The sequence below is a fragment of the Mumia xiangluensis genome (assembly GCF_010994095.1).
Taxonomy (GTDB): Bacteria; Actinomycetota; Actinomycetes; order Propionibacteriales; family Nocardioidaceae; genus Mumia; species Mumia xiangluensis.
This window is the reverse complement of sequence record NZ_WJYO01000006.1, coordinates 100,449-113,923: the sequence shown is the minus strand read 5'-3', so window position 1 is coordinate 113,923 and position 13,475 is coordinate 100,449. Positions and strand designations below refer to the sequence as shown.

Annotated in this window: 21 protein-coding genes; 10 read left to right on the top strand and 11 right to left on the bottom strand. The window is 71.2% G+C overall.

From position 1 onward, the window contains the following. The first annotated feature begins 26 nt into the window (after positions 1 to 26). Positions 27 to 479, top strand: a complete 453-nt coding sequence (locus GH747_RS18180; protein WP_149771050.1) for a MarR family winged helix-turn-helix transcriptional regulator — start codon at positions 27 to 29, stop codon at positions 477 to 479. A gap of 16 nt (positions 480 to 495) precedes the next feature. Here GH747_RS18180 and GH747_RS18175 read toward each other — a convergent pair whose 3' ends face one another. Further along, positions 496 to 840, bottom strand: a complete 345-nt coding sequence (locus tag GH747_RS18175) for an iron chaperone (protein WP_149771049.1) — start codon at positions 838 to 840, stop codon at positions 496 to 498. Positions 841 to 900: 60 nt separating this feature from the next. Between GH747_RS18175 and GH747_RS22360 the strand changes: the two genes are divergently transcribed. Next, the gene (locus GH747_RS22360; protein ID WP_228552993.1) at positions 901 to 1,197 is read left to right on the top strand and encodes a GNAT family N-acetyltransferase; all 297 of its coding nucleotides are present in this window, start codon (positions 901 to 903) and stop codon (positions 1,195 to 1,197) included. Here the strand turns inward: GH747_RS22360 and GH747_RS18165 are convergent. After that, positions 1,190 to 2,032 carry an alpha/beta fold hydrolase gene (locus GH747_RS18165; RefSeq protein ID WP_149771048.1) on the bottom strand — a complete coding sequence of 281 codons (843 nt, stop codon included), beginning with the start codon at positions 2,030 to 2,032 and terminating at the stop codon, positions 1,190 to 1,192. The genes GH747_RS22360 and GH747_RS18165 overlap by 8 nt on opposite strands. Before the next feature lie 61 nt (positions 2,033 to 2,093). On the opposite strand from GH747_RS18165, the gene GH747_RS18160 reads away from it, so the two are divergent. Next, the gene (locus tag GH747_RS18160; protein WP_163695766.1) at positions 2,094 to 2,597 is read left to right on the top strand and encodes a hemerythrin domain-containing protein; all 504 of its coding nucleotides are present in this window, start codon (positions 2,094 to 2,096) and stop codon (positions 2,595 to 2,597) included. Between the two features lie 9 nt (positions 2,598 to 2,606). On the opposite strand, the gene GH747_RS18155 is transcribed toward GH747_RS18160, so the two are convergent. After that, the gene (locus tag GH747_RS18155) at positions 2,607 to 2,954 is read right to left on the bottom strand and encodes a nuclear transport factor 2 family protein (protein WP_194842929.1); all 348 of its coding nucleotides are present in this window, start codon (positions 2,952 to 2,954) and stop codon (positions 2,607 to 2,609) included. 12 nt (positions 2,955 to 2,966) lie between these two features. Between GH747_RS18155 and GH747_RS18150 the strand changes: the two genes are divergently transcribed. Beyond that, positions 2,967 to 3,653, top strand: a complete 687-nt coding sequence (locus tag GH747_RS18150; RefSeq protein ID WP_163695763.1) for a cytochrome b — start codon at positions 2,967 to 2,969, stop codon at positions 3,651 to 3,653. Positions 3,654 to 3,662: 9 nt separating this feature from the next. On the opposite strand, the gene GH747_RS18145 is transcribed toward GH747_RS18150, so the two are convergent. Beyond that, a complete protein-coding gene (locus tag GH747_RS18145) occupies positions 3,663 to 4,088 on the bottom strand; it encodes a DUF1801 domain-containing protein (protein WP_149771044.1) in 426 nt (141 codons plus the stop codon). Then, on the bottom strand, positions 4,085 to 5,080 hold the full coding sequence (locus tag GH747_RS18140; protein WP_149771043.1) for a threonine dehydratase: 996 nt from the start codon (positions 5,078 to 5,080) through the stop codon (positions 4,085 to 4,087). The genes GH747_RS18145 and GH747_RS18140 overlap by 4 nt, the downstream gene beginning before the upstream one ends. An 84-nt stretch (positions 5,081 to 5,164) precedes the next feature. On the opposite strand from GH747_RS18140, the gene GH747_RS18135 reads away from it, so the two are divergent. Next, on the top strand, positions 5,165 to 5,725 hold the full coding sequence (locus GH747_RS18135) for a dihydrofolate reductase family protein (protein WP_149771042.1): 561 nt from the start codon (positions 5,165 to 5,167) through the stop codon (positions 5,723 to 5,725). A 9-nt stretch (positions 5,726 to 5,734) separates the two neighbouring features. Here the strand turns inward: GH747_RS18135 and GH747_RS18130 are convergent, their stop codons facing one another. Both GH747_RS18130 and GH747_RS18125 read right to left on the bottom strand, forming a co-directional pair. Further along, positions 5,735 to 6,385, bottom strand: a complete 651-nt coding sequence (locus GH747_RS18130; protein ID WP_149771041.1) for a hypothetical protein — start codon at positions 6,383 to 6,385, stop codon at positions 5,735 to 5,737. Continuing rightward, positions 6,369 to 7,193 carry a bestrophin-like domain gene (locus GH747_RS18125; RefSeq protein WP_149771040.1) on the bottom strand — a complete coding sequence of 275 codons (825 nt, stop codon included), beginning with the start codon at positions 7,191 to 7,193 and terminating at the stop codon, positions 6,369 to 6,371. Before GH747_RS18125 ends, GH747_RS18130 begins: the two co-directional genes overlap by 17 nt. Positions 7,194 to 7,299: 106 nt before the next feature. On the opposite strand from GH747_RS18125, the gene GH747_RS18120 reads away from it, so the two are divergent. Continuing rightward, positions 7,300 to 7,767 (top strand): DnaJ family domain-containing protein, encoded by a 468-nt coding sequence (locus GH747_RS18120; protein ID WP_228552992.1) that lies wholly within the window; start codon positions 7,300 to 7,302, stop codon positions 7,765 to 7,767. A gap of 34 nt (positions 7,768 to 7,801) precedes the next feature. After that, on the top strand, positions 7,802 to 8,446 hold the full coding sequence (locus GH747_RS18115) for a DedA family protein (RefSeq protein WP_228552991.1): 645 nt from the start codon (positions 7,802 to 7,804) through the stop codon (positions 8,444 to 8,446). A gap of 14 nt (positions 8,447 to 8,460) precedes the next feature. Here GH747_RS18115 and GH747_RS18110 read toward each other — a convergent pair whose 3' ends face one another. The 4 genes from GH747_RS18110 to GH747_RS18095 are packed head-to-tail and all read right to left on the bottom strand — an operon-like array spanning position 8,461 to position 10,895. Beyond that, positions 8,461 to 8,862 carry an FAD synthase family protein gene (locus GH747_RS18110; RefSeq protein WP_149771039.1) on the bottom strand — a complete coding sequence of 134 codons (402 nt, stop codon included), beginning with the start codon at positions 8,860 to 8,862 and terminating at the stop codon, positions 8,461 to 8,463. A gap of 55 nt (positions 8,863 to 8,917) precedes the next feature. Further along, positions 8,918 to 9,331 carry a hypothetical protein gene (locus GH747_RS18105; protein WP_149771038.1) on the bottom strand — a complete coding sequence of 138 codons (414 nt, stop codon included), beginning with the start codon at positions 9,329 to 9,331 and terminating at the stop codon, positions 8,918 to 8,920. Next, positions 9,324 to 9,686, bottom strand: a complete 363-nt coding sequence (locus GH747_RS18100; protein WP_149771037.1) for a hypothetical protein — start codon at positions 9,684 to 9,686, stop codon at positions 9,324 to 9,326. The genes GH747_RS18105 and GH747_RS18100 overlap by 8 nt, the downstream gene beginning before the upstream one ends. Positions 9,687 to 9,695: 9 nt before the next feature. After that, the gene (locus GH747_RS18095; RefSeq protein WP_149771036.1) at positions 9,696 to 10,895 is read right to left on the bottom strand and encodes an acyl-CoA dehydrogenase family protein; all 1,200 of its coding nucleotides are present in this window, start codon (positions 10,893 to 10,895) and stop codon (positions 9,696 to 9,698) included. A 50-nt stretch (positions 10,896 to 10,945) separates the two neighbouring features. Between GH747_RS18095 and GH747_RS18090 the strand changes: the two genes are divergently transcribed. The 3 genes from GH747_RS18090 to GH747_RS18080 are packed head-to-tail and all read left to right on the top strand — an operon-like array spanning position 10,946 to position 13,472. Beyond that, on the top strand, positions 10,946 to 11,800 hold the full coding sequence (locus GH747_RS18090; RefSeq protein ID WP_149771035.1) for a formate dehydrogenase accessory sulfurtransferase FdhD: 855 nt from the start codon (positions 10,946 to 10,948) through the stop codon (positions 11,798 to 11,800). A gap of 11 nt (positions 11,801 to 11,811) precedes the next feature. After that, complete coding sequence (locus GH747_RS18085; RefSeq protein ID WP_149771034.1) at positions 11,812 to 12,675, top strand: aldo/keto reductase; 864 nt, start codon at positions 11,812 to 11,814, stop codon at positions 12,673 to 12,675. A gap of 11 nt (positions 12,676 to 12,686) precedes the next feature. Then, positions 12,687 to 13,472 carry an alpha/beta fold hydrolase gene (locus GH747_RS18080; protein ID WP_149771033.1) on the top strand — a complete coding sequence of 262 codons (786 nt, stop codon included), beginning with the start codon at positions 12,687 to 12,689 and terminating at the stop codon, positions 13,470 to 13,472. The last annotated feature ends 3 nt before the right edge of the window (positions 13,473 to 13,475 follow it).

The window sequence follows — 13,475 nt, the reverse complement described above, 5'->3', positions numbered from 1 at the left end:
GCAACTATCTAGGTGAGGTGGCACACATGGGCATCTCCGACGACGCCGTCGAGGTCCGGTCCCAGGGCTGGCGCACGCTGGCGTCGCTCCACGCTCTGATCGAGACCGAGCTCGAGCGTCAGCTCAGCGCGCAGGTGGGTCTCTCCGTCGTGGAGTTCACCGTGATGGACGCCCTCGGCCGGCAGGACGGCTGGCACATGAGGATGCAGCAGCTCTCCCGCGCCGCGGCCCTCTCCCCCTCCGCGACCACCCGCCTCGTCAACCGGCTCGAGGACCGCGGCATCCTCACGCGGATCCTGTGCGCCGACGACCGTCGCGGCATCTACACCGAGCTGACACCACAAGGGCGAGCGCTCCTCGAGAAGGCGCGGCCCGTCCACGACGAGGTGCTCGAACGCACCCTGGAGGACGCCCGCGCGGTGCCGGAGCTCAAGACCCTCGTCGACGTGGTCGGCGGCCTGGTGGCGCCCGTCCACTGACCTGCGCAGGCGGGCGTCAGCCGTCGATCTGTGCCCGTCGGGCAGCGACGATCCGCGCGGCCAGGCCCGTCGGGAGCGGCTCCTCCTCCTGGAACCGGATCGTCCCCTTCGCCGTGTCGAAGCCGTCGAGATCCTTCTCGAACTGCGCCACGACGTCGCTGCTGAACGGGAACAGCGACAGGTGCTTCTTCGTCGCCATCACGCTCACGAGCGGCTTGCCGCGGTAGACGAGCGCCGGCATCCCGTACCCCTTGCCCTGCTCCGCCTCAGGGACGGCTTCGGCCGCCGCGGCGTACAAGGCAGCGATCACCGTGCGGCGCGGCTCCTCGAGCTCGGACACGTAGTCGTCGACGGTCCCCATCGGTTCAGGGTAGGGCGCTCACGACGCTCGCGCCCGACGGCTTCGAAACCCACCATCACTGTGGACGAGCTCACGTTCCGCCCGTGGCGACCGATCGACGTTTCTGCGCTCGCCTCGGCGCGAGGACGTGGCGTCGCCACCCGCGCCGTACGCGCCGCGGCGTCACGGCTGCTCCACGACGTCGGCTTCCACCGGCTCGAGATCGAGCACTCGACCGCGAACCCCGCCTCGTGCCGCGTCGCGACCCATGCGGGGTTCCCGCTCGAGGGGACGCGGCGCTCGGCCGCCCTGCACGCCGACGGGGGGCACGACATGCACGTTCACGCCCGTCTGGCCGCCGAGCAGACCCTCAGCTGAGGAACGCCTCCACGGTCGCGACGAAGGCGTTCGCGTCGTCCAGCCACGGGTAGTGCCCCGCCCCGGGCTGCACCACCAGACGTGAGCCGGGGAAGACTGCGGCGACGTCCCGCATCGCCGATGGCGGGGAGTTCAGGTCGACCTCTCCGGCGAGCACGAGGACAGGGCGGTCGAACGAGGCCAGCGCCGTACGTGTGGCTCGTGGTGCGAACGCCCCGTCGGCCACGAACGCGTCGACGACGTCGGCGGCAGCGCGTCGCTGCCCCTGCGCAGCGTGGTGAGCCTGGGCCGCAGCATCCCAGCGCCCGTGCCAGAACGGCTCGACGGCGTGGCGCGGATCTGGCCCCGCCGTGCCGGCCAGCACGTCCTCGAGCGCACGGAACGCCTCGGCGAACCACGGCTCGCCCTGCCGCAGACGCGCCGTCTGCACCCGCTGCGCCGCTGAGACCGTGACACCGAGCGCCATGGTGCTCGGCGTGATCAGGAGGAGCCGGTCGACGCGTCCGGGATGGCGCTCCGCGTAGCGTACGGCCACATTCGCTCCGGCCGAGTGCCCGAGAAGGTCGAGCCGCTCGAGCTCAAGATGCTCGCGGAGCGCCTCGACGTCGTCGACCTGACGGTCGCAGCGGTACGAGGCCGGATCATCGGGAACCGCCGACGCCCCGGTCCCTCGCGGGTCGAGGAGGATCAGCTGTCGGTGCGTGGCGAGCCCACCGAGGTCGCCGAGGTACTCGGAGTCCAGCATGGGGCCGCCCGGGACGCAGACCAGCGGGTCACCGTTGCCCGACGCGTGGAAGGCGAGCGAGGTCCCGTCGAACGCGGTGAAGGAGCCCATGGGCACGAGTCTCCCAGCGCGGCTTGCCCTCGTCCCGTCAGGCCGTCGAGACTTGCCGCCTATGCCTTCCCAAGAATCCGACCGCGCCCTCGCTCTCGGGACCGCCCTCGTCGCGGTGCACGACGAGCTGCGGACCCACCTCGACCGACTCGTCGACGCCTTCGACTCTCCCGATTCCGACAGCGCCGCTCCCCTGCTCCCCCGCTCGCTCCGCCAGCACTGCCTCGCGTTCTGCACCGCCGTCACGCAGCACCACTCGAGCGAGGACCGCACCGCCTTCCCAGCGCTCGCCGCGGTCGTTCCCGAGCTGGCACCCGTGCTCGCCGAGCTGGAGCACGACCACACGTTGGTGGCTCACCTTCTCGGGCGGATCGAGCACCTGGCGTCCGAGGCCGCGGATGCCGATCACTCAGCCCACGAACGCCTCCGCGGCGAGGTCGCCGGCCTCGCCTCCGTGCTCGAGTCGCACCTTCGCTGGGAGGAACGCCGGATCGTCGACGCGCTCGGCCGACTCGACGGCGCGACCCTCCCCGCGGCAGAGATGTTCGGATGGGCGCCGAAGTGAGCCACCGCCTCAGCGCGCGGCGCCGCCGAAGAACACCTGGACCTCCGTGAGCCGGCCGTCCACGACGGTGAGGAGCTCCGCGTTACGGAACGTGCCGCCGTCACGGACGTCGTACTCGTAGACCATCACCACGTCCTCGGCCCCTACCTCCACGACGTGCAGCAGCTCCTGGCGCGTGAAGCGGTCGGCGGTCGGGAAGCACCGCTCGAAGTACGCCGCGCGGTCGATGTGGTCGTCCTGCGGGCTCGTGAACACGAAGTCCGGAGCAATGAGCGCTTCCGCCGTCGCGCGGTCCTGAGCACGGTACGAGTCGAACATCTGCTGGGCCGTCTGCGCCCGCTCGGCTCCGGTCGCCATGGTGCACCTCCGGTGGGAGTCGGTCTGCTCGTACGACCGCATCCGCGCGCGGGACTCATCGACGCCTTGCGGACGCACCGCCGGGCAGCGATCCTGAGCGCCTGTCCCCTCGTCGCGATCGGAGGCCCGGTGGTCGTCAGCGCGGCACCTCCCACGGTGGCCCGGCACGGCGTCGTCGCACGCCTGCTGCACTGGGTGACGGTGCTCGCCCTGGTGGCCCAGCTCCTCGTCGGCTACACCATGACCGGCGGCGGAGGGCCGCTCGACGGCTGGGTGGACAGCGCGTACGACGGTGACGAGGACCTCCTGCTGCCGCTGCACATGGCGCTCGGGCTCGCCATCCTCGCTCTCGCCGTGGTGCGCCTCGCCTGGCGCCTCATCACCACGTTGCCGCCGTGGCCGCCGACTCTCACACCCCGCGAGCGGCGGTTCGCCACCGTGGTGGAGCGCTCCCTCTACGCGCTGCTGTTCGTCGTCCCGCTGACGGGCCTGGCGCTGGTGCTCGGCTCCGGCGAGGACTTCGAGACCAGCGACAAGGGCGAGTGGCAGGCGCCGTGGTCGTTCGCCGACGACGACACCCTGGTCGCGCTGCACGTGGCGAGCCACCTCGTGCTGTATGCGGCGATCGCCCTCCACGTCGGCTTCGCGCTCAAGCACCAGCTCGTCGACCGCGACCGCTTCCTCCGACGGATGCTCTGAGCCCCCGCGTCAGGCGTCGGCGCCGCCGTCGCGAGCACGCTCGCCGAACGTGCCTTCGGTCACCCGCGCGTACGACGCCGCCACGATCTGCTCCAGCACGTCGAGGTCGACCGCCTCGAGGTCCTTGATGTACAGGCACCCGACACCGGTGCTGTGGGGACCGAGCCGCGCGAGCTCAGCGGCGTACGTGTCGACGCCGTCCGCCAGGTAGATCGTCGTGGCGGCCTTGCGGGGTGCGAAGCCCGCCGCCGGCGCGTCGCCCTCCCTGCCGCTCGCGTACCGGTAGTGGTAGCTACCGAAGGCGACGATCGTCGCCCACATCGTGGGCTCCTCCCCCGTGACCCGCGCCATCATCGCCAGAAGCGTCTCCGCGTCGCGCCGTCGCTTGGCGGGCGTCACCGCGGCGAGGTGCTCGTCGACCGACCGGCCGCTCATGCCGGTCGCCCGAGCGCAGCGGCGTACACGTCGGTGTCGACGTTGCCGCCGGTGACGACGACGCCGATCGTACGGCCCTGGTTGCGGGCCCGGTCCTGCGCGGCGGCGGCCGTGGCAGCGGCTCCGGCCCCCTCGGCGACGTTGTGTGTCGCGCGGAACAGCAGCCGCATCGCATCCGCGACCTCCTCGTCGCTCACCACGACGAGTCGCGAGACCCCGTCCCGGATGAGCGCGAGAGCCTCCGAGACGGGGGTGCGGCAGGCCATCCCGTCGGCGATCTGCGTCGTCACGGGCGAGGACACCAGCGTCCCGGCGGTTAGGGAGTCCGCGTACGCCGTCGCACCCGCCGAGACGACGCCGACGACCTCGACGGGGTGCCGGAGTGCCGCCTTGGCAGCGAGCATGCCGCACACCCCGGAGCCCAGGCCGATCGGCACGTAGACCACGTCGAGGTCCGGCACCGCCGTCAACAGCTCCATCGCGTACGTCCCTGCGCCGGCCACCAGCCACGGGTGGAAGTTCGGCGCGAGCGCGATCCCGCGTTCGTCTGCCATCCGGGCGGCGTGCTCGAGCGACTCCTGGAAGTCGTCGCCGTACTCGACCAGATCGGCACCGAGCGCCTGCATGGCGGCGTTCTTCTCACGGCTGTTGCCCCGCGGCACGACGACGGTCGCCGGGATCCCGTGCTGCGCCGCGGCGAACGCCAGTGCCTGGCCGTGGTTGCCACGCGTCGCCGACACGACGCCGGCCGGCAGCTCCCCGCTGCGCGCCAACCGGTCGAAGTAGACCAGCGCACTGCGTGCCTTGAAGGCGCCGAGCGGCGTGTGGTTCTCGTGCTTGACCCAGGCGGTGGTCCCCAAGGCCTGGGACAGCAGCGGCCACACCTGCTGCGGCGTGGCGGCAAACACCTGACGGACCGTGCGTGTGGCGTCGAGGAGGTCGGCGTGGTCGGGAAGCCCTGAAGCGGTCGGTACGGCGTACGTGTCGGTCATCTTGCCGAGTCTGCCACCGCGCACCGATGAGTTCGCCCGTCCTGCACCGTCATCTCCAGGAGCAACCGCACCTGAGGAGGGTCCATGCGCACTGTGTACGCGTTCTTGCTGACGTCGGTGGACGGATACCACGCCGACGCGGGAGGAGGCACCGAGTGGTTCGACATCGACGAGGAGTTCGAGGAGTACTCGCGCTCGCAGGAGGGCCAGATCGACACGATCGTGATGGGGCGCGTCACGTTCGAGATGATGGCCTCCTACTGGCCGACCCCAGAGGCGTACGCGGAGGACCCGGTCGTCGCCGGCTTCATGAACGACCTGCCCAAGGTGGTCGCGTCGCGCACCATGAGTGAGCATGCATGGGGCCCGACGACGTTCGTGCCGGACGGGATCGCCGAGCACGTCCGGTCGCTCAAGGAGAAGCCGGGCAAGGACATCGCCATCTTCGGCAGCTCGACCCTCGTCGCCGAGCTGCTCCCGACCGGCGTCGTGGACGAGGTGCGGATCATCGTGAACCCGGTCGCGCTCGGGCAGGGCCAGAGCGTGCTCGGCGGGCTCGCCGGACCGGTGCCGCTGAGGCGAACGGGGCTGCGGGAGTTCGACGGCGGCAACGTGCTCCTCACCTACGCACCGGTGCTCGACTGACGGCGCAGATCAGACGGCGATGCTGACGGGGAACGTCGCGACCCAGGCGATCGCGCCGACGAGCACCACGTAGCCGGCGACGATCATGACCGTCTGCAGGCGCCGGTTGCCGATCTTCGTGCTCATGCCGGCGAAGAACAGTGCGACCGCGTACAGGACGACCGTCAGCACGTAGTTGCCCGCCCGCTGGATGTCCTCCCGTACCTCCGCAGCCGACGCGTCGGCCTCGCGGTCGAGCTGGTCGGCCTTCGCGCTCGCCGCCACGTCGTACTCGGGCATCGCGAACGGTGTCGGCGGCGCCGCCCGGTCGGTGAACGGGTCCGTCGCCTTCCACGCCTCGAACGCAGGTTGGAACTCCGGCCGGAACCTGGCCTCGTAGAACGCCGCCAGCTCCGGCTCCCCAGTACGGTCCGCGTCGACCCAGGCGATGAACGTCGCCACGTCGATCTCGTTCTGGGCCTCCGCCAACCCCTGCTCGCGAGCGGCCTCGAACCGGATCGCACTCGTACGGCTCGCAGCCTCGGCCTGCTCGCCGTGCCAGCGGGCGGCCTGATAGCTGCTCCAGGACGTCGCGACCGCCGCGACCACGAGGAGGACCGTGACCACGAGGTCGCGGAACACGGTGCCCCGCTCGCGGGACGGCTCAGCGTGCTCGGCCATCGCCGTCGCACGGGATCGTCGGGTCGACACCGGCGACCACGAGGGCGGCGTCCACGAGGCGCAGGGAGCGCTCCATCGCGGTGGGCTCGAGCCTGCCCACACCGTCGCCGTGGGGGTTGTCGAAGAAGACGAGCAGGAGCAGCAGGAGGGTGATGACGAACGTGACGCTCCCCATCAGCATCGCCTGGGTCCGTGCTCGCTCGGCCCGGTCGGCGAAGAACAGCATGTACGCGAAGATCACCGCCGCGATGACGAACAGGCCCAACCAGATGGGCAGCGGCACCACGCCTTCGACGCCGTGGACCCGGTCGATCCGCGCCTCCTCCCGCGCGCCGGTCTGATCCATCCACCGGTCGTACGCCGACTGCTCGGCCGCCGTCTCCGGCTCGTACGCCCGCATCGTCCTGAACAGCTCGGCCCCCCAGGGGTTGAAGGCGTCGCCGAGGGTGCCCGCGTCCATCGCCGGCCACTCCGTCCCGATGACCGACCGCGCATAGCAGATCAGCATGCCCGTGAGCTCCTCACCGATCTCCGGCGGAAGGAACTGGGCGGTCTCCACCTGCTGGACGACGGCCAGCGCCTCGGTCTCAGCACCGGTGCGCGAGGCGTCGTACGACTCGAAGGCGAGGAAGATGATGAAGCCGAGGATGACCGCGAACCCCGTCGCGAGAACGCCGAAGACCCCCGAGGCGCGATCCCCGTCGGAGAAGTAGCTGCCCTCCGGCGCGCGCTTGCGGACGACGAGCATGACGGTGACCGTCAGGGCGGTCACCGCCACCACGAAGAGCACGCCGATGACCACGTTCACGCTGATGCCCCCTCACTCCTCGGCCCTCACATCGTCCGACGTCGGTCCGCACACGGCATCACCCCCGGAGGATGACCCCGGTTAGCCTGGAGACGGAGGTGTGACCGTGAGTGACCGCGACCGCCGCGCCGACAGCGCCCGTACCAACCGCACCGCCCGCATCGACCCGGAGACGCTCGCCGTTCAGAAGGCGTCGTACGTCGACCAGCAGATCCGCGCCGCGATGGCCCGGGGCGAGTTCGACGACCTGCCGCTCCACGGCAAGCCGATCCCGGGCCTCGGCGACACCCACGACCCGGACTGGTGGGTGAAGCGGCTGATCGACCGCGAGCAGATCAGCGGCGTCCTCCCGGAGGCGCTGCAGCTCCGCAAGGACGATGCAGACCTTGACGCGGCACTCGACCGTCTGCCCACAGAGGCGGCGGTCCGCGACGCCGTCGCGGCCTTCAACAGCCGTGTCGTGGAGGCGCGTCGCCAGCTGCGCGGCGGGCCCCCGGTGATCACACCCACCCGGGACGTGGACGTCGAGGCCGAGCGCTGGTCGCAGCGTCGACGGGCACGGCGGAGCGCTTGAGAGGACCCTCAGGGGTCATCGCTAGGCTCTACGCGTGAGTGACATCGGAGGGATCGCCGGCTTCGCAGCCGACCTGATGGACTGGCTCGGCGCGCCCGGGGCCGGGCTGGCCGTCGCGCTGGAGAACATCTTCCCTCCGATCCCCAGCGAGGTGATCCTCCCGCTCGCCGGCTTCACCGCCAGCGTCGGCGACATGAACCTCGCCGCCGCCCTGGTCTGCACCACCATCGGCTCGATCGTCGGCGCGCTCGCCCTCTACTGGATCGGGCAGTGGTTCGGACGCGACCGCCTGTACGCCGTGGTGGCCCGGATGCCGCTCGTGAAGGTCACCGACGTCGAGAAGACGGAGGCGTGGTTCGCCAAGCACGGCACCAAGGCGGTCTTCTTCGGGCGGTTCGTGCCGATCTTCCGCAGCCTCATCTCGATCCCGGCCGGCCTCGAACGCATGCCGCTGCGGGTGTTCCTGACCTTGACCGCGCTAGGGAGCGCCATCTGGAACACGCTGTTCATCATGCTCGGCTACGGGCTGGGCAACCGCTGGGAGACGGTGAGCGACGTCGTCGGGACCTACTCGAAGATCGTCCTCGTGCTGGCCCTGGTCGCCATCGCCGCGTTCCTCGTCGTCCGGGTCATCCAGGTCCGCCGACGTCGCCAGGCGGGACTGCCCGAAGAGCCCTGACAGGCGTGGGGCCGTCAGGTGATGGACGCGATGTGCTCGATGAGGGCCGTGGTGGACACCGACGGCGTACGCGGGAAGTAGACGACCTCGCACAGCGACGAGAACTCGTCGAACCGGCCCTTCCAGTCGTCACCCATCGTCAGCACGTCCGCCTCGAACTTGCGGATGTAGTCGCCCTTGAGCTCCAGGCTCTCCTCGACGAAGACCTCGTCGACGCAGCGGAGCGCCGACACGATCTCGATCCGCTCCTCCTGGGAGAAGACCGGGGCACGGCCCTTCTTGCGCACGTTCAGGGCATCTGCGGAGACACCGACGACAAGTCGGTCGCCGAGCGAGGCTGCTCGCTCGAGGATGCGGACGTGCCCGACGTGGAAGACGTCGAACGTGCCGAAGGTGATCACCGTGCGCTCATTCACGCGGACGAGACTACCCGCCGGTCACCAGGCGGAGCGAGGCCGGTGCTCCCCCGGGTCAGGCGCTCCGCTGGCGTGCTCGCGTACGCAGGACCCACCACATCCCGACGACCGGGAGGACGAGCGGGACGTAGCCGTAACCGGCCCCGAAGTCGGACCACACCGTGGCGTCGGGAAACAGCTCGGGGTCGAGGACGGTGAGCGTGCCGACGACGAGGACGCCGACGAGCTCCACGCCGATCGCCACCGTGGCGACCTTCGACGACGTCGGGCCGCGCCGCGCGAGGGCGATCGTCGCGACGATGTAGACGGCCGCGGCGAACGCTGACAACAGGTACGCGAGCGGGGCCTCGTCGAAGTGCAGCACGAGCTGCACCAGCGAGCGGGCCGTGGCCGAGATCGCGAACACGGCGTAGACGGCCACGAGCACGCGGCCGAAGCCGGACCCGGTCTCGGCGGGTTGCTCAGGCATGTCCACCCCAGATCTGGACGAGCCGCGCGACCAGCACGGCGACGGTCAGCATCCCGACGACGACGACGCCGGTCCCCCACCGGGTCTTCTCAGCGACGCCCCACACGACCGCGGCGGGCGGGATCACGGCGCACGTGAGCAGGTAGCCGACGAACGTGACCCCCTCGACGTCGCGCGAGGTGCCGGCGAGGGCGACGCAGCCGGCCACGAGCTGCACCAGCACGAGGACCTCGAGCGCCGACGCCAGGTAGAAGAGCGGGTTGTCGACCGGCCTGTCACGGACGAGGAGGTACGCGGCGTACGCGGCGACCCCGACCGCGGCGAGCGCGACGAACCAGGCGAACCACAGGGACATCGGGCGGCCTCAGGCCTGCGGCGGACGGTAGGACGGGATACCGGTGAGGGCCTGCCCGATGATCAGCGTGTGCATCTCGGAGGTGCCCTCGTAGGTGAGGACGGACTCGAGGTTGTTCATGTGCCGGATCACCGGGTACTCGAGCGAGATGCCGTTCGCGCCGAGGATCGTGCGTGCCGTGCGGCAGATCTCCAGCGCCTCGCGCACGTTGTTGAGCTTGCCGTAGCTCACCTGCTCGGGACGCAGCCCGACCTTGTCCTTGCGGCGCCCCAGGTGCAGCGCGAGAAGGATGCCCTTGTTGAGCTCCAGCGACATGGTCGCGAGCTTCTCCTGCGTCAGCTGGAACGCCGCGATCGGCGCCCCGAACTGGGTCCGGGTGGCCGCGTAGTCACGCGCCGCGTCGTACGACGCACGAGCGGCGCCCATCGCCCCCCACACGATCCCGTAGCGGGCCTCGCTGAGGCACGACAGCGGCCCCTTGAGCCCGGTCACCTCGGGAAGCACGGCGTCGGCGGGAAGGCGTACGCCGTCGAGGACGAGCTCGGCCGTGACCGAGGCGCGCAGCGACAGCTTGTGCTTGATCGTGGTGCCGGTGAAGCCCGGTGTGTCCGTGGGTACGACGAAGCCACGCACCCCTCCGTCGGTCTGCGCCCACACGACGGCGACGTCGGCGATCGAGCCGTTCGTGATCCACATCTTCGAGCCGTTGAGGATCCAGTCACCCCCCGCGTCCTGCCGGGCGTTCGTGCGCATGCTCGCAGGGTCGGAACCAGCGTCGGGCTCGGTCAGGCCGAAGCAGCCGACCGCCTCGCCGGCGGCCATCCGCGGCAGCCAGGTCTGCTTCTGCTCCTCCGACCCGTACGCCCAGATCGCGAACATCGCGAGCGATCCCTGCACCGACACCATCGAGCGGATCCCGGAGTCGGCCGCCTCGAGCTCGAGACACGCGATGCCGTACGCCGTCGCGCTCGTCCCCGCGCAGCCGTAGCCCTCGAGGTGCATGCCGAGCAGGCCGAGCTTGCCGAACTCGCGCATCAGGTCCCGGGCGGGGAGGTCACCGGTCTCGAACCAACCCGCGACGTGCGGCTCGACCTCCGCGTCGAGCATCGCGCGGACGCTCTGCCGGATCGCCACCTCGTCGGCTTCGAGGAGGTCGTCGATCCCGAGCGGATCTGCAGGGTCGAGGGCCGGCGCCCGGTGCATCGTCATGATTCGATGCTAGACCTGGTGCTCCAGGCCCCCGGACCTAGGCTTGGGGCATGACCGCACCCACCTCGCGGCGTCGCGTCGTCGAATGGGTCGACGGCGTCTCGCGGGCGCACGAGGACCGGCTGATCGCCGAGGAGCCGCTGGAGATCCGCATCTCCGCACCCGGCTCGAGCGACCGCCGGCTCGGTGTGACCATGCGCACACCGGGACACGACTTCGAGCTCGCGGCGGGCCTCGTGCTCGCCGAGGGCGTCGTCAACAGCCGCGACGACCTCGCCGGGATCGCGTACTGCACCGATGCCGACCTGACCGACGCGCAGCGGTTCAACGTCGTGACCGTCGCTCTCACCGGTCCCCCGACCCGGACGTGGCAGGAGCGCTCGCTGCGCGCCACGTCGGCGTGCGGTGTCTGCGGGACGGACTCGCTGGACGAGGTCGAGACGCTCGTGGCGGGCCTGCCCGAGCGTCCGGTCGCTGTGGACGGCGCCTGGGAGCCGTTCGCGCTCGCCTCGCTGCCCGACGAGCTGCGGCGGCACCAGCGCCACTTCGACCGGACCGGAGGCGCCCACGCCGCCGGCCTCTTCAGGCCTGACGGCACGGTGGTGGTCGTCCGGGAGGACGTGGGCCGGCACAACGCGGTCGACAAGGCCGTCGGCCACTGTCTTCTGGAGGGCAGCCTCCGCGAGGGGCTCCCGACTGCCGGGCTGGCGCTGTGCACCAGCGGGCGGATCGGGTTCGAGATCGTGCAGAAGGCTGCGGTCGCGGGCGTGACGGCCGTGGTCGGGGTCGGTGCACCGACGACCCTTGCCGCGCGCCTGTGCGACAGGACGGGCCTCACGCTGGCCGGCTTCGCGCGCGACGGTCGCGTGGTCGTCTACGCGGACCCGACCCTCGACGCACCCTAGGGTGGGGCCGCATGGAGACGCCCCGCACCTTCCTCGCCGATGGAGATCACGCGGCCAGGAGGATCGGGTTCGGGGCGATGCAGCTGCCGACCTCGCCGGGAGCCGCCCGCGACGCCTCGACAGCCGTCCTTCGGCGCGCGGTCGCGCTGGGCGTGCCGCTCGTCGACACCGCACACCTCTACGGGTGGGGCGCCAACGAGGAGCTCGTCGCCGAGGCCCTGCACCCCTGGCCCAGCGAGGTGATGGTCGCCACCAAGGTCGGGGTGGTGCGCGACGCCGCGACCGGCGACTGGACGTACGACGGGCGACCGGAGTCGCTTCGTCGGCAGGTCGACGAGGGGCTGCGACGACTGCGGGTCGAGCAGATCGCGCTGCTTCAGCTGCACCGTGTCGATCCGGCAACACCTCTCGCTGACCAGGTCGGCGCGCTGGACGAGCTGCGGCGCGAGGGCAAGATCGCGCGGATCGGCCTGTCCGAGGTGAGCGTCGAGCAGCTTCAGGTGGCGCGAGACGTGGCCGACGTCGCGTCCGTCCAGAACCGCTACAGCGTCTTCGACCGGGAGTACGAACCCGTGCTCGCCGCCTGCGAGGCGGCCGGCGTCGCCTTCCTCCCGTGGAGGCCCGTCGCCGGGGCCGCGTCGGGATCGGCCGCTGCCACCGCCGTGGCGGCGATCGGCCGGGAGGTGGGCGCCACGCCCGCGCAGGTCGCGCTCGCCTGGCTGCTCGCGCACTCCGCCGCGCTCGTCCCCATCCCGGGGACGAAGCAGGTCGCGCATCTCGAGGAGAACGTCGCCGCCGGGCAGGTCACCCTCACCGGGGACCACCTCCGCCGACTCGATGCCCTCAACGACCTGCACGACCCCGGCCCGTCCTAGACTTCCCCCTCGTGCACACAGACTCGACCCGACCCCACGTCGTCATCGCGGCCGCGATGGGGGTCCATTCCGCCTACTACCGCGAGCTCGCAGCAGCGCTCGAGGCGATCGGCTGGAGCGCCTGCACGCTCGCCGCACGTGGGATCGACCGCGACACCGAGGCGCCGTCACGCCGCAACGACTGGGGGTACGCCCAGCTGGTCGCCGCGCTCGACGAGCACGCCTCGCGCATCCGGAGCCAGCACCCCGGCATCCCGGTCGTCGTCCTCGGGCACAGTCTGGGCGGTCAGGCGGCGCTCGGGTACGCACTGACCGGCGGGCAGGTCGACGGGCTCGTCCTCGCTGGCGCCTCGGAGCCGTACTACCGCCGCTACGGCAAGCGGTTCTGGGGGATCTGGGCTCTCGCCGCCGCGGTTCCGCCCGTGACGGCGCTCTACGGATACTGGCCCGCCTGGGGCTTCGGTGGTCCGCAGCCGCGCACGCTGATGCGTGAGTGGTCGCGCCTCGTCCGGCGGCGACGCTTCCCCTACCCGGCGGGCCGACTTCCCCGCGAGGTGCTCGACATCCCGACGTTCGTCCTGCAGGTCGAGGGGGATCAGCTGTCGGTGCCGCGAGCGGCACGCGCGCTGGTCCGGCCCGTCAAGGACGACGCCGTGACCTGGTGGGACTATCACCGCGATGCTGCGCCCGAGGGTGCGCGCATCGACCACCTCTCGTGGGCGAAGTCGCCGGGTCCTGCGGTCGACGCGCTCCAGGAGTGGTGGTCGCGCCGCCGCACGGGCGCCGACGCCGGCTGACGA

Coding starts and splice junctions, on each gene's coding strand:
- GH747_RS18180 (WP_149771050.1), top strand. CDS start 27: ATGGGCATCTCCGACGACGCCGTCGAGGTCCGGTCCCAGGGCTGGCGC.
- GH747_RS18175 (WP_149771049.1), bottom strand. CDS start 840: ATGGGGACCGTCGACGACTACGTGTCCGAGCTCGAGGAGCCGCGCCGC.
- GH747_RS18165 (WP_149771048.1), bottom strand. CDS start 2,032: ATGGGCTCCTTCACCGCGTTCGACGGGACCTCGCTCGCCTTCCACGCG.
- GH747_RS18160 (WP_163695766.1), top strand. CDS start 2,094: ATGCCTTCCCAAGAATCCGACCGCGCCCTCGCTCTCGGGACCGCCCTC.
- GH747_RS18155 (WP_194842929.1), bottom strand. CDS start 2,954: ATGGCGACCGGAGCCGAGCGGGCGCAGACGGCCCAGCAGATGTTCGAC.
- GH747_RS18145 (WP_149771044.1), bottom strand. CDS start 4,088: ATGAGCGGCCGGTCGGTCGACGAGCACCTCGCCGCGGTGACGCCCGCC.
- GH747_RS18140 (WP_149771043.1), bottom strand. CDS start 5,080: ATGACCGACACGTACGCCGTACCGACCGCTTCAGGGCTTCCCGACCAC.
- GH747_RS18135 (WP_149771042.1), top strand. CDS start 5,165: ATGCGCACTGTGTACGCGTTCTTGCTGACGTCGGTGGACGGATACCAC.
- GH747_RS18130 (WP_149771041.1), bottom strand. CDS start 6,385: ATGGCCGAGCACGCTGAGCCGTCCCGCGAGCGGGGCACCGTGTTCCGC.
- GH747_RS18105 (WP_149771038.1), bottom strand. CDS start 9,331: ATGCCTGAGCAACCCGCCGAGACCGGGTCCGGCTTCGGCCGCGTGCTC.
- GH747_RS18100 (WP_149771037.1), bottom strand. CDS start 9,686: ATGTCCCTGTGGTTCGCCTGGTTCGTCGCGCTCGCCGCGGTCGGGGTC.
- GH747_RS18095 (WP_149771036.1), bottom strand. CDS start 10,895: ATGACGATGCACCGGGCGCCGGCCCTCGACCCTGCAGATCCGCTCGGG.
- GH747_RS18090 (WP_149771035.1), top strand. CDS start 10,946: ATGACCGCACCCACCTCGCGGCGTCGCGTCGTCGAATGGGTCGACGGC.
- GH747_RS18085 (WP_149771034.1), top strand. CDS start 11,812: ATGGAGACGCCCCGCACCTTCCTCGCCGATGGAGATCACGCGGCCAGG.